Raw genomic sequence first — 11582 nt, 5'->3', positions numbered from 1 at the left:
GGATCAGAGACCAAACCATCAAACAGAGTTGATGACGCCGAATTTGAGGACAGGTTTATCAACAGGCTGCCGGTCCTCAGGCCGCGATCATCGGCGCGATATAGCCGCCATGCACCCAGCCGCGAATGCTGCCCTCCTCGCCATCGGCCCGCTCGGGCGCGACGAAGGCCCAGGCGCCCTCGCGCTTCAGAACCCGAAGCCGGGTGCCGCGCAGCAGCATGCCGGGCGGCACGATCTTCTCGAAAGCCGTCCCGGGCCCGCCGCGCAGGTTCAAGCGGCCGGCCGTCACGACATAGGCCTCTTCCCGGTCGGCGGCCTCGCCCATCAGCCCCTGAAACCTTGCCATCGGGAAGGCCGGTCCCGGATCGGTCTTCCAGCCGCGGGTGTCGATCTCCTCATGGCTGACGATCGCCGCGATCGGATAGGCGGAAATCAGCGCCTGAACGATCTCCAGCCCGGTCTCAAGCTGGGCTTCCGGATAGAGCGGCCAGGCGAAGGAACCCGAGCCGACGCGGGCATGCGGGGCGAGCATATAGCCGCCGGCCTTATTCAGGGCGCGGTCGTTCATCCGTCTGCCATAGGCATCGATGTAATCGCCGAGGCCGTTCGGCTTCATCCAGCCGGCATTGACGAATTCGATGCCGACCGAATGGCTGTTGAGGCCCTGCAACTCGCCATAGCGCGAGGGGCCGGCATGCCAGGCCGTGCGGTTGAACGGCGCGATCTGCCAGGCCGTGCCGTCGCGGTCAACGACAATGTGCGCGCTGGAGCCGCGATTGCTCGTGCCGCCCGCCTCGCCCATCAGCCAGTCGCGGCTCGCCTTGCCGTTCCAACCGGTGGTGTAATGCAGCACGATGACGACCGGCGGCTTTTCGCGCGCTGCGCCGAGATTGGAGGATTGCCTGTGCCAGATGCCCGGAATTTTATGGTTCTCGATGCGCATGACGCCTGCCTTTCGATACGGTTCGCGATGACCGGAATCGTAAGGGCGGCGGCGGCGACGGGGTTTCGCGGGGAAAAACGGGCACAAAAAAGCGCGGCCCGTGAAGGCCGCGCTCGGAAGTCCGGAGGAACTGATTGATCAGGCGGCCGTTTTGGCAGCGATCTTGGCCACATGCTCGCCCTGGTAGCGGGCAGCGGCGAGTTCGGTTTCCGACGGCATGCGCGATCCGTCACCACCGGTGATGGTGGAAGCACCATAGGGCGAACCGCCCTTGATTTCCTCAAGGCCCATCTGGCCGGCAAAGGCATAGGGCAGGCCGACGACGACCATGCCGTGATGCAGCAGCGTGGGAATGAAACCGAGAATGGTCGATTCCTGGCCGCCATGCTGGGTGGCAGACGAGGTGAACACCGATCCGACCTTGCCAACCAGCTTGCCCTCGGCCCACAGCGCGCCGGTCTGGTCGATGAAGTTGCGCATCTGTGATGCAACCGTGCCATAGCGCGTGCCGCAGCCGAAGATGATGGCGTCGTACTCGGCCAGTTCATTGGGCTCGGCAATCGGCGCTTCCTGATCCAGCTTGAAGCCGGAGCTCTTGGCAACCTCTTCCGGCACCAGTTCGGGCACGCGCTTGAGGGTCACGTCGGCGGCGCCGGCTTTCGCGCCTTCGACAACGGCCTTGGCCATGGCTTCGATATGGCCATAGGCGGAATAGTAGAGGACGAGAACTTTTGCCATTTGATTGCTCCGGTTTCACTGTTTGAAAGGTTGCCCCTTGATATGGCGCGGACGGGGCAATTGTCGAGACGAGCGGCCATAGACGCACTGTTCACATTCTTGGGCCCGGCCGCGAAAATGGATGCTTGAACAAAATTGCCGAAGGGTCCAGAAATCAGTCCCCGGCACATTACGGACCAGATCGACATGACCCAGCAGCCCACCGCAGCCATGCTCGCCATCGGCGACGAATTGTTGTCCGGACGGACAAAGGACAAGAATATCGGCTATCTGGCGGACGCGATGACGCTGGCGGCCATCGAACTGAAGGAAGTCCGGATCGTCGCCGACGACCAAGAGGCAATCGTGGAAGCCGTCAATGCGCTCAGGGCCCGCTACACCTATGTCTTCACCTCCGGCGGCATCGGCGGCACGCATGACGATATCACCGCCGACTCGGTCTCGGCCGCCTTCGGCCTTCCCTGCATCTACAATGACGAGGCGATGACGCGGCTGGCGGAAAATTACGCGCGGCGCGGCCTTGATTTCAACGAATCGCGCCAGCGCATGGCACGCATGCCGGAAGGCGCGACGCTGATCGACAACCCGGTTTCCACCGCGCCCGGCTTCGTGATCGGCAATGTCTATGTCATGGCCGGCGTGCCGCAGGTGTTCCAGGCGATGCTCGCCAATGTCCTCCCCACGCTTCAGGGCGGCGTGGCGATCATCTCGGAGGCGATCGATTGCCCCTTCGGCGAGGGCGATATCGGCACGGCGCTTGCCGCGATCCAAAAAGCCCATCCGCACACCTCGATCGGCTCCTATCCGCGATTTTCCGAAAAGGGCTTCAACACCCAGCTTGTGGTGCGCGCCCGCGAGCGCGCGCATGTCGACGCAGCCACCGACGCCATACGGGCGATGATTGCCTCGCTTCAGCGATGATTTTGACTCCGGTCAATGCTTTGTCCTTCGCAATAAACGATACCAACGCTACAATGCGCCAAACCCGGCATTTCTCGTGAGGAGGCTTACATGAGCTACAAGACCATTCTGGCGGTGATGGAATCGCCCGCGCAACAGGGCGGATTTCTGGATTTCACCTTCGAGGTCGTGCGCAGTTTCGATGCGCACCTGATCGGCCTCCACGCCGAGGCCGTCACGCCGACTCCGATTGTGGCGCCGATGGAAATTCCTGACCCGGTCTCGGTGCAGTCGCTGCAGGAGCTTGCGGAAAAGCGTAGCGCGGAAATCGGCGAGATCTTCCGCACCCGGACCGAAAGAGAAGGCATTTCCTGCGACTGGCGTAATATCGTCTCGGCATCCGGCTTCGCCGGCCCGTCGGTGGTCGCCAGCGCGCGCGCGGCCGATCTGATCATCGCGCCGCAGCTTGCCTCCGACGCGCCGGGCGACATCCGCACCAATTTCGAGAACTTCCTGTTTGAAAGCGGCCGTCCGGTGCTGATGGTTCCGCATGTGGCCAAGGCCGCCAAGCCGTTTTCCAAGGTGATGGTCGCCTGGAACGGCTCGCGCGAGGCCGCGCGCGCCACCTTCGACGCCCTGCCCTTCCTCAAGAAGGCGGACGAGGTTGAAATCTTCTCGGTCAATCCGCGCGAGAGCGCCGATGAGGATAGCGGGCTTTCCGGTGCTGAAATCGCGGCAACGCTCGCCCGCCACGGCATCAATGTCGTCGCCACCACGGCCCATGCCGACAAGGCCAAGGCCGGCGAGATCATCGAGAACCGGCTTTCCGACAACTCCGTCGATCTGCTGGTGATGGGCGCCTATACTCATTCCAGGCTGTGGGAACTGCTTTTCGGCGGCGTCACCCGCACGCTTCTCGGCTCGATGACCGCGGCAACGCTGATGTCGCGGTGATGGCTGCGCAGGCCTTGCAATAACGCCGGGAATGCGGCTATTAGCCCGCATTGTTTGTTGCGGAGCCTGCCATGTCCCTACCCGAAAAAGCCTTCCCCGTTTCGTGGGACCAGTTCCACCGAGACGCCCGTGCGCTTGCCTGGCGTCTTGCCGGCCTTGAACAGAGCTTCACGGCGATCGTCTGCGTCACCCGCGGTGGTCTTGTTCCCTCCGCGATCATCTCGCGCGAACTGGAAATCCGCCTGATCGAAACGGTGTGCATCGCGAGCTATCACGATTACACCGATCAGGGCGAAACGCTGCTTTTGAAGGGCATTTCCGGCGATCTCACCAAGAATGGCGGCGAAGGCGTGCTGATCATCGACGATCTGACCGACACCGGCAACACCGCCCGCGAAGTGCGCGAAATGCTGCCGAACGCCCATTTCGCCTGCGTCTACGCCAAACCGCAGGGCGTGCCCATGGTCGACACCTTCGTCACCGAGGTCAGCCAGGACACCTGGATCTACTTCCCCTGGGACATGGGCTTCACCTATCAGGCGCCGATCAAGAAGGCCCCTTCGGAGAAGTAAATCGGTCTGCTATTTCAAAAGTCGCCAGAAACAACGAACGCCTGACCAGCTTCCCTTCTGGTCAGGCGTTCGCTTCGCGCGGCCGGGGGGGACTACCGCTTGCGGAGACGGGGGGCTTCCTGCGGAGCCAGATAATGGGTCAGGAGCGGGCCGGAAACCCAGGCGATCAGCAGCATTGCCGGCAGGAGGAATATCCTGGCCTCGTAGAGTACCGGCACCGTGAGGATGATCCCGACAACCATGGCGCAGCAAAGCGCGATGACGGCATAGGCAAGAACGCGTAAGGGCAGGTTTTCCATTTCGAGTTCTCCAATTCGTGTTGCATGGTAAACGCGAAGTGAAGACGGGAGTTCCCTGGCATTGGCGCTTTTTGCAGATCTCTGCGATCGGAGCAGCTGCCGAATGGCTCAGCCGCCGCGCTCCTTGCGCAGCTTGTCCCACCATTGCAGCCGCTTGTTGATTTCGCGTTCGAAGCCGCGATCGGGCGGGTTGTAGAATTTCTGGCGGCCCATTTCGGTAGGAAAATAATCCTGTCCAGAGAAGGCGTCGGGCTGGTCGTGATCGTAGCGATAGCCGTCGCCATAGCCTTCCGACTTCATCAGCTTGGTCGGCGCGTTCAGGATATGCTTGGGCGGCAGCAGCGAGCCGTTTTCCTTCGCCGCCCGCATCGCCGCCTTGAAGGCGGTGTAGACGCCGTTCGATTTCGGCGCGGTGGCAAGGTAGACGCAGGCTTCCGCCAGCGCCAGTTCGCCCTCCGGCGAACCGAGAAAGTCATAGGCGTCCTTGGCGGCGTTGGCGATCACGAGGGCCTGCGGATCGGCAAGGCCGATATCCTCGCTCGCCATCCGCACCAGCCTGCGGCCGAGAAACAGCGGGTCCTCGCCAGCATCGAACATGCGGGCGAGATAATAGAGCGCGGCATCGGGATCGGAGCCCCGCACCGCCTTGTGCAGGGCCGAAATCAGATTGTAATGGCCGTCCTGGCCCTTGTCGTAGATCGGCGCGCGGCGCTGGACGATGTTGAGCAGGCTTTGCGGATCGAGCATCTCGCCCTCGCGCGCGGCGCGCCAGACCTCCTCCGAAAGTGTCAGGATCGCGCGGCCGTCGCCATCGGCCATCATCAGCAGCGTCTGGCGGGCGGCGTCAGCGAGCGGCAGTTTCTTACCCTCGGCCTCCTCGGCGCGGGCGACGAGTTCGGCGAGGCTTTCGGCGTCATGCGGCCGGAAGGTCAGCACCCTCGCCCGCGACAGAAGAGCGGCGTTGAGCTCGAAGGACGGGTTTTCCGTGGTCGCGCCGACCAGAATGATCGTACCGTCTTCCATGACCGGCAGAAAACTGTCCTGCTGGGCCCGGTTGAAGCGGTGGATCTCATCGACGAACAGCAGGGTCTGTCGCCCGTTCATGCGCCGGGCGCGGGCCGCCTCGAACACCTTCTTGAGGTCGGCCACGCCGGAAAAGATCGCGGAAATCTGCTCGAAGGCAAGGCCCGCCTCGCCCGACAGCAGCCGGGCGACCGTGGTCTTGCCCGTCCCCGGCGGCCCCCAGAAGATCATCGAGCCGAGCGAGCCGGACGCGATCATCCGCGTCAGCACGCCATCTGGGCCGGTCAGATGCGGCTGGCCGGTGACCTCGGCGAGGTGCTTCGGCCGCAGCCGGTCGGCCAGCGGCCGCTTGCGCTCGATATCTTCCGGAACTTTGGGGGCAAACAGGTCGCTCATCTGAAGATCTGGTTTATCATCCTGCCGCCGCGATTGATGGAAAGGCGCCAGAGGCCGGGACTGGCGGCGGCCTGATCTTCCAGCGTGCCGGTAGTGTCGATCTCGGTTCCGTTGACCGCGACGATCACATCCCCGCGGGCAAAGCCGATGCGGGCGGCGGGCGAGCCGGCTTCAACCTCCGCGACGACGACACCATCAGATATGTCGGGCAGGCGCAACTCCTCGACCACGCGCGGCGAGATGTTTTCCACCGTCAGGCCGGAAAACGGGCTGTTGCCGTCAATCGTGCGGGTATCGCGCGGCGGGTCCTCCGGCGCAAGGCCAAGCGGCAGCGCGACGTGGCTGGCCTTGCCGTCGCGCTCGACCGTGAGGTCCGCCTTCTCGCCGATGCCGATCACGGTGAGGCGATAAAGCAGGGCGTCGGGGTGTTCGACCGGTACGCCATTGACCGCGGTGATGACGGAACCGGGCCTAAGGCCGGCCTTTTCCGCGGGGCTTGCGTCCCGCACCGCCGAGATAATCGCCCCGCGCGCCGCCTTCAGGCCCAGCGCCTCGGCCATGTCGGAGGTGACCGGACCGAAGGTCGCGCCGACATAGGGGCGCTGGAACCGCTCATCGCCGCGATCGGCGGCGGCAAGGAACACCTTGACCATGTTCGCCGGTATGGCGAAGCCGATGCCGTTCGACCCGCCACCCTTGGAGAAGATCGCGGTGTTGATGCCGATAAGCTCGCCCTGCATGTCGAGCAGCGCGCCGCCCGAATTGCCCGGATTGATCGCCGCGTCGGTCTGCAGGAAGAAGCCGAACTCGCCGTCGGTGATCGAGTTGCGGGCGAGCCCGGAAATGATGCCGCTGGTGACCGTCTGGCCGACGGCGAAGGGGTTGCCGATGGCCAGCGACAGGTCACCGACCTCGACCGCATCGGAATCCCCGATCGGGATCGTCGGAAAATCCTCGTCCGAGTCGATTTTCAGCACCGCCAGATCATAGCGGTCGTCCTTCAGCAGCACGGTACACGGAAACTCGCGACCGTCGGCAAGCGCGACCCGCACGTCGTCGGCGCCGGCGATGACGTGGTTGTTGGTGATGATCGTGCCGTTCTTCTCCACGATCACGCCGGAGCCGAGCGAGGTCTGCTTTTCAGAGCGGCCCGGCATCTGCTGGCCGAAGAACTGGCCGAAGAACGGATCTGAGAAAAGCGGCGACATGCGTCGCGTCACCATGCGCTCCGCATAGACATTGACCACCGCCGGCGCGGTCTGCTTCACCAGCGGCGCGTAAGAATATTGCAGTTCGGCATCGCTGCCGGGAGCCACTCTGTCGGCAGCAGGGGCGGGCTGCATGGTCAAGGCCATACCGGCGAAAAGAGCCGCGGCGGAAATGCGTGTGAAGTGTGCCGTCATCAGTCACCTGTCTCTTCATGAATTTCATCCGGAGAACCCGGAGGGTGCACCACCATCATCGCCCGATATAGGGTGAAAAAGCGGCAGATGCGACAAATCAGGCGTGGTTTGGGGGCCTATTCATTTCACATTCACGATTGGAGCGGAAGATTGCCGTCATCGTCGGGCTGCAACCGCCCGCCACAAAATCGCCGGGCGACAAGAGCAGGCTCCGGCCGCAACCAAAAGGAGGTAATTCCATGAAACACACTCCCACAGCACTCGCCCTTGCGGCTTCGCTTGCCATCGTCGGCGGCGCGGCCCTGATGACCACGCCGGCCTCCGCCGCGAGCTTCGATTGCAGCGCCTCCGGCCTGACGCCGAATGAAAAGACCATCTGCTCCAACCTCACGCTCAACGATGACGATGTGAAGATGGCGACGATGTACACCATGCTGAAGGGCCTTTTCGCCATGGGCATGTCCGGCAACATGGCCGACGACCAGAAGGCCTGGCTGAAGGAACGCGAAGCGTGCGGCACGGATGTCGCCTGTATCGAAAAGACCTACGACACCCGCATTGACCAGTTGCAGAAGATTTATGATGGGATCGACAAGCCAATCTGAGGGTAACCGCGAGGGGAGCGCGCATCCGCGTTTCCCTCGCCCCAAGGATCAGCGTGGCGCGTTCAGCGCCCGCCTGGACAAGGCCGGCCATTGCTCCAAAAGAGCCTCCCGGGTCCGGATCCCCGGCGACTGCTTGCCGCGCTGCTCCGTCTGCGTGAGCGTCACGAACACCAGCGCGTACTCGCCGCGTTCGGCCCAGCCGACATACCAGCCCCAGCCATGCGCGTAGTCGAAACTGCGGTCGGCGCGTCTTGGAAAGGCCGCGCCCGTCTTGCCGCGCAAAACCCAACCGTCGACGATGTTCTGTTCGAGCAGACTGCGCGTCTTTGCCATGGCCTCATCACTTGCCGGCAAGGTTCCGACCACCAGCTCGCGCAGGAACACTGCCTGCTGCAAGGGCGAAATCTTCAGCGATGACGCGATCCAGGCACGATCGAGCCCGTTGTCGTAACCCGGATCGCCGGAAAAATCGGCATTGCCATAGCCGAACGCCTCGCCATAGCGTGTGAGCGTTGTCGCTCCGAGACTATGGGTCAGGCGCTGCGAATACCAGACGACGGAATAGCGGATCCAGCGCTCGGGATCGGTATCCTGTTTCCACGCTGCCCCGCCCCAGTCGGGATCGCCTTCGCGATAGGCCATGACCGGGCGATGAGCGTCCTGCAGCACGCCGGCATCAAAACCCATGACCGCCAGCGCCACCTTGAAGGTCGAGGCCGGCGTGACCTCCGATCGGCAATCCCCCTCCTCTACCAGCACCGCCCCGGATGTTGCGTTCATCACGAGCGTACAGACAGGGGCCGCCTCGGCGGAACGTGCCAGCACCGGGAACAGGAAAAGCACCAGACCAACAAACAATCGCAGCATTTTCGCCTCCACCACGCAAAGTTTCGGGTCGACCTTTGCAGGACGACCCGAACAGTTTCACAAGCCCCGCACGTGATGCGGGAAAGTCGTGCCTATTCCGGCAGGATGCGCACCGCGCCCTTGTCGGCGCTGGCGGCGAAGGCGGCGTAGGCCTTGAGCGCGGTCGTCACCTTGCGGCGGCGCGGATGCTCCGGCTTCCAGCCCTTCTCATCCTGCACCGAGCGACGGGCTTCAAGCTCCGAGGGCGAAATCCTGAGGCTGATTGTGCGTCCCGGAATGTCGATATCGATCATGTCGCCATTGCGGACGAGGCCGATCGCGCCGCCCTGGGCGGCTTCCGGCGAGACGTGCCCGATCGAAAGACCGGAGGTGCCGCCCGAGAACCGGCCATCGGTGATCAGCGCGCAATCCTTGCCGAGGCCCTTCGACTTCAGATAGCTGGTCGGGTACAGCATTTCCTGCATGCCCGGCCCGCCCTTCGGCCCCTCATAGAGGATGACGACGACGTCGCCGGCCTTGACCTCGTTGGAGAGAATGCCCTTCACCGCCGCGTCCTGGCTTTCGTAGACGACCGCCGGACCGGAGAATTTCAGGATGCTCTCGTCAACGCCCGCCGTCTTCACGATGCAGCCGTTGAGCGCGATATTGCCCTTCAGCACGGCAAGCCCGCCATCCTTGGAGAACGGATGCTCGGCGCTGCGGATCGCGCCGGAAACGCGGTCGAGGTCGAGTTCGGCCCAGCGGCGCTCCTGCGAGAAGGCCTGCTGCGAGGGCACGCCGCCCGGTGCCGCCATGAAGAATTTCCGCACGCTTTCGGAATTGGTGCGCACGATATCCCACTGGTCGATGGCATCGCCCAGTGTCGCCGAATGCACGGTCGGGCTGTCGCGCTTGATCAGCCCGGCCCGGTCCAGCTCGCCGAGGATCGCCATGATGCCGCCAGCGCGATGGACGTCTTCCATGTGAACATCGTTCTTGGCCGGCGCGACCTTGCACAGGCACGGCACCTGGCGCGACAGGCGGTCGATATCGTCCATCGTGAAATCAAGCTCGGCCTCATAGGCGGCGGCGAGAATATGCAGCACCGTATTGGTCGAGCCGCCCATGGCGATATCGAGCGTCATCGCGTTTTCGAACGCGGCCTTGCTGGCGATGGTGCGCGGCAGCGCGGCTTCATCGTCCTGTTCGTAGTAGCGCCGCGCCAGATCGACGATCTGGTGGCCGGCCTCGACGAACAGGCGGCGGCGGTCGGCATGGGTGGCAAGCGTCGAGCCATTGCCCGGCAGCGACAGGCCAAGCGCTTCCGTCAGACAGTTCATCGAATTGGCGGTAAACATGCCCGAGCAGGAACCGCAGGTCGGGCAGGCCGAGCGTTCGATCGCCTGGACATCGTCATCGGAATATTTGTCATCGGCGGCGGCGACCATGGCATCGACCAGATCGAGAGCCTGTTCCTTGCCGTTCAGCACAACCTTGCCGGCTTCCATCGGGCCGCCGGAGACGAAGATCGTCGGAATGTTGAGCCTGAGCGAGGCCATCAGCATGCCGGGGGTGATCTTGTCGCAATTGGAGATGCAGACCATGGCATCGGCGCAATGGGCGTTGACCATATATTCGACGCTGTCGGCGATGACCTCGCGCGAGGGCAGCGAATAGAGCATGCCGTCATGGCCCATGGCGATGCCGTCATCAACCGCGATGGTGTTGAATTCCTTGGCGACGCCGCCGGCGCTTTCAATCTCGCGGGCCACGAGCTGGCCAAGGTCCTTCAGGTGGACGTGACCGGGCACGAACTGGGTGAAAGAATTGACGACGGCGATGATCGGCTTGCCGAAATCACCATCCTTCATGCCGGTTGCGCGCCAGAGACCGCGCGCGCCGGCCATGTTTCGACCATGGGTCGTCGTTCTTGAACGATAGGCAGGCATGGGGCTTCCTTTCTTAAATCCGGCGTTCAGCACATATGACCGATCCGGTCCTCCTCAATGTGCTCCCTGCATCACAGGCAGGCATCGCCGCTTGTGATGGTGGTAACCCATATAGGTCGGGCTGTCACTATCGGTTAGCGGCAAAACGGTACTCTCCGGTACGGTTAAGCAAATCAGACTCTATTTCTAGCTTCTGGCAGGTCCGCGTCGACTAAACGATAAGATCGACTACCCGCAAAGTTTGTTAGCGATACCACAACTCCCCAAATGTTAACACGATGTTCAAAATTCTAACTAATATATATATTTCAATATGTTATATAAATTCCTCGTTTTCAATTCACACCTCCACCACTAACAATATGCTTTTAAATATCCATATTTCGTGTCAAGGAAACTTAGATAGACGCTTATTTTGATAAGCAGTGGGAGTTCGCAATGAAACACGTATCCATCGTTGTGCGCGCAATGTGGGATGATGAGGCGCGTGTGTGGGTGGCGACCAGCAACGATATTGACGGCCTCGCTGTTGAGGCTGACACCATGGAAACCCTCCAACAGAAAGTTCTCGATGCAATTGCCGATCTGATCGAGTTGAATGGCCTCGAATCCGACGACCGGGAGATTCCGGTGCATATTATGGCGGAACACTTGGCAAAGGTGCCCAATCCCTGCTTTTAATCCGCAATGGCGGGCTATTTGCGCGAATTGAAAAAGCTTTTGACTGAGGCCGGCTGCGCATATGTCCGGCCCGGCAAAGGTGATCACGAAATCTGGCGCAGTCCGATCACCAATCGGCATTTTACCGTCGATCACAACGTAAAGTCCCGCCACACCGCCAATGAAACGCTCAAGCAGGCAGGTTTGCCAAAGGCATTCTAATCTAGACTTGCAATCCACATTACACCTCACGCCCCATACACAAAAATGTGGCCGTGAAGTTTCTTGTGAAAG

At 62.1% G+C, this 11582-nt stretch carries 13 protein-coding genes; 6 read left to right on the top strand and 7 right to left on the bottom strand.

Annotated features, from left to right (window positions below):
• Positions 1-76: 76 nt before the first annotated feature.
• Positions 77-943, bottom strand: coding sequence for an N-acetylmuramoyl-L-alanine amidase (locus K7H91_RS24245; RefSeq protein ID WP_230722743.1), 867 nt, complete (start codon positions 941-943; stop codon positions 77-79).
• 138 nt (positions 944-1081) lie between these two features.
• A complete protein-coding gene (gene wrbA / locus K7H91_RS24240; RefSeq protein ID WP_230722742.1) occupies positions 1082-1681 on the bottom strand; it encodes an NAD(P)H:quinone oxidoreductase in 600 nt (199 codons plus the stop codon).
• A gap of 186 nt (positions 1682-1867) precedes the next feature.
• On the opposite strand from wrbA, the gene K7H91_RS24235 reads away from it, so the two are divergent.
• The 3 genes from K7H91_RS24235 (at position 1868) to gpt (ending at position 4107) form a co-directional block, all read left to right on the top strand.
• Positions 1868-2602, top strand: a complete 735-nt coding sequence (locus K7H91_RS24235; protein WP_230722741.1) for a competence/damage-inducible protein A — start codon at positions 1868-1870, stop codon at positions 2600-2602.
• Positions 2603-2692: 90 nt separating this feature from the next.
• Entirely contained in the window at positions 2693-3535 is an 843-nt protein-coding gene (locus K7H91_RS24230) for a universal stress protein (protein ID WP_230722740.1), read from the top strand.
• A gap of 71 nt (positions 3536-3606) precedes the next feature.
• On the top strand, positions 3607-4107 hold the full coding sequence (gene gpt, locus K7H91_RS24225) for a xanthine phosphoribosyltransferase (RefSeq protein ID WP_230722739.1): 501 nt from the start codon (positions 3607-3609) through the stop codon (positions 4105-4107).
• A gap of 92 nt (positions 4108-4199) precedes the next feature.
• Here the strand turns inward: gpt and K7H91_RS24220 are convergent, their stop codons facing one another.
• The 3 genes from K7H91_RS24220 to K7H91_RS24210 form a co-directional block, all read right to left on the bottom strand.
• The gene (locus K7H91_RS24220; RefSeq protein WP_230722738.1) at positions 4200-4406 is read right to left on the bottom strand and encodes a hypothetical protein; all 207 of its coding nucleotides are present in this window, start codon (positions 4404-4406) and stop codon (positions 4200-4202) included.
• Positions 4407-4514: 108 nt separating this feature from the next.
• Positions 4515-5825: a replication-associated recombination protein A gene (locus K7H91_RS24215; protein WP_230722737.1), complete on the bottom strand. Its 1311-nt coding sequence runs from the start codon at positions 5823-5825 to the stop codon at positions 4515-4517.
• On the bottom strand, positions 5822-7228 hold the full coding sequence (locus tag K7H91_RS24210) for a DegQ family serine endoprotease (protein ID WP_419197522.1): 1407 nt from the start codon (positions 7226-7228) through the stop codon (positions 5822-5824). Before K7H91_RS24210 ends, K7H91_RS24215 begins: the two co-directional genes overlap by 4 nt.
• A gap of 239 nt (positions 7229-7467) precedes the next feature.
• Here K7H91_RS24210 and K7H91_RS24205 point away from each other — a divergent pair, with 239 nt between their 5' ends.
• The gene (locus K7H91_RS24205) at positions 7468-7833 is read left to right on the top strand and encodes a lysozyme inhibitor LprI family protein (RefSeq protein WP_230722736.1); all 366 of its coding nucleotides are present in this window, start codon (positions 7468-7470) and stop codon (positions 7831-7833) included.
• A gap of 48 nt (positions 7834-7881) precedes the next feature.
• Here the strand turns inward: K7H91_RS24205 and blaOXA are convergent, their stop codons facing one another.
• Together blaOXA and ilvD are read right to left on the bottom strand one after the other, a co-directional pair.
• Positions 7882-8700 (bottom strand): class D beta-lactamase, encoded by an 819-nt coding sequence (gene blaOXA / locus K7H91_RS24200; RefSeq protein ID WP_230722735.1) that lies wholly within the window; start codon positions 8698-8700, stop codon positions 7882-7884.
• A gap of 92 nt (positions 8701-8792) precedes the next feature.
• The gene (ilvD, locus tag K7H91_RS24195) at positions 8793-10628 is read right to left on the bottom strand and encodes a dihydroxy-acid dehydratase (protein WP_230722734.1); all 1836 of its coding nucleotides are present in this window, start codon (positions 10626-10628) and stop codon (positions 8793-8795) included.
• A 438-nt stretch (positions 10629-11066) separates the two neighbouring features.
• On the opposite strand from ilvD, the gene K7H91_RS24190 reads away from it, so the two are divergent.
• Positions 11067-11309: a DUF1902 domain-containing protein gene (locus K7H91_RS24190; protein WP_230722733.1), complete on the top strand. Its 243-nt coding sequence runs from the start codon at positions 11067-11069 to the stop codon at positions 11307-11309.
• 6 nt (positions 11310-11315) lie between these two features.
• On the top strand, positions 11316-11510 hold the full coding sequence (locus K7H91_RS24185; RefSeq protein ID WP_230722732.1) for a type II toxin-antitoxin system HicA family toxin: 195 nt from the start codon (positions 11316-11318) through the stop codon (positions 11508-11510).
• Positions 11511-11582 lie beyond the last annotated feature (72 nt).

The organism is Martelella mediterranea, assembly GCF_021021415.1.
GTDB lineage: Bacteria > Pseudomonadota > Alphaproteobacteria > Rhizobiales > Rhizobiaceae > Martelella > Martelella mediterranea_C.
This window is presented reverse-complemented; position numbering and strand designations above follow the sequence as displayed.

Bases quoted from the DNA above. Each gene is read 5' to 3' on its own strand.
- K7H91_RS24210 (WP_419197522.1), bottom strand. From the start codon at position 7,228: ATGACGGCACACTTCACACGCATTTCCGCCGCGGCTCTTTTCGCCGGT.
- K7H91_RS24215 (WP_230722737.1), bottom strand. From the start codon at position 5,825: ATGAGCGACCTGTTTGCCCCCAAAGTTCCGGAAGATATCGAGCGCAAG.
- K7H91_RS24205 (WP_230722736.1), top strand. From the start codon at position 7,468: ATGAAACACACTCCCACAGCACTCGCCCTTGCGGCTTCGCTTGCCATC.
- blaOXA (WP_230722735.1), bottom strand. From the start codon at position 8,700: ATGCTGCGATTGTTTGTTGGTCTGGTGCTTTTCCTGTTCCCGGTGCTG.
- wrbA (WP_230722742.1), bottom strand. From the start codon at position 1,681: ATGGCAAAAGTTCTCGTCCTCTACTATTCCGCCTATGGCCATATCGAA.
- ilvD (WP_230722734.1), bottom strand. From the start codon at position 10,628: ATGCCTGCCTATCGTTCAAGAACGACGACCCATGGTCGAAACATGGCC.
- K7H91_RS24185 (WP_230722732.1), top strand. From the start codon at position 11,316: ATGGCGGGCTATTTGCGCGAATTGAAAAAGCTTTTGACTGAGGCCGGC.
- K7H91_RS24190 (WP_230722733.1), top strand. From the start codon at position 11,067: ATGAAACACGTATCCATCGTTGTGCGCGCAATGTGGGATGATGAGGCG.
- K7H91_RS24230 (WP_230722740.1), top strand. From the start codon at position 2,693: ATGAGCTACAAGACCATTCTGGCGGTGATGGAATCGCCCGCGCAACAG.
- gpt (WP_230722739.1), top strand. From the start codon at position 3,607: ATGTCCCTACCCGAAAAAGCCTTCCCCGTTTCGTGGGACCAGTTCCAC.
- K7H91_RS24220 (WP_230722738.1), bottom strand. From the start codon at position 4,406: ATGGAAAACCTGCCCTTACGCGTTCTTGCCTATGCCGTCATCGCGCTT.
- K7H91_RS24235 (WP_230722741.1), top strand. From the start codon at position 1,868: ATGACCCAGCAGCCCACCGCAGCCATGCTCGCCATCGGCGACGAATTG.
- K7H91_RS24245 (WP_230722743.1), bottom strand. From the start codon at position 943: ATGCGCATCGAGAACCATAAAATTCCGGGCATCTGGCACAGGCAATCC.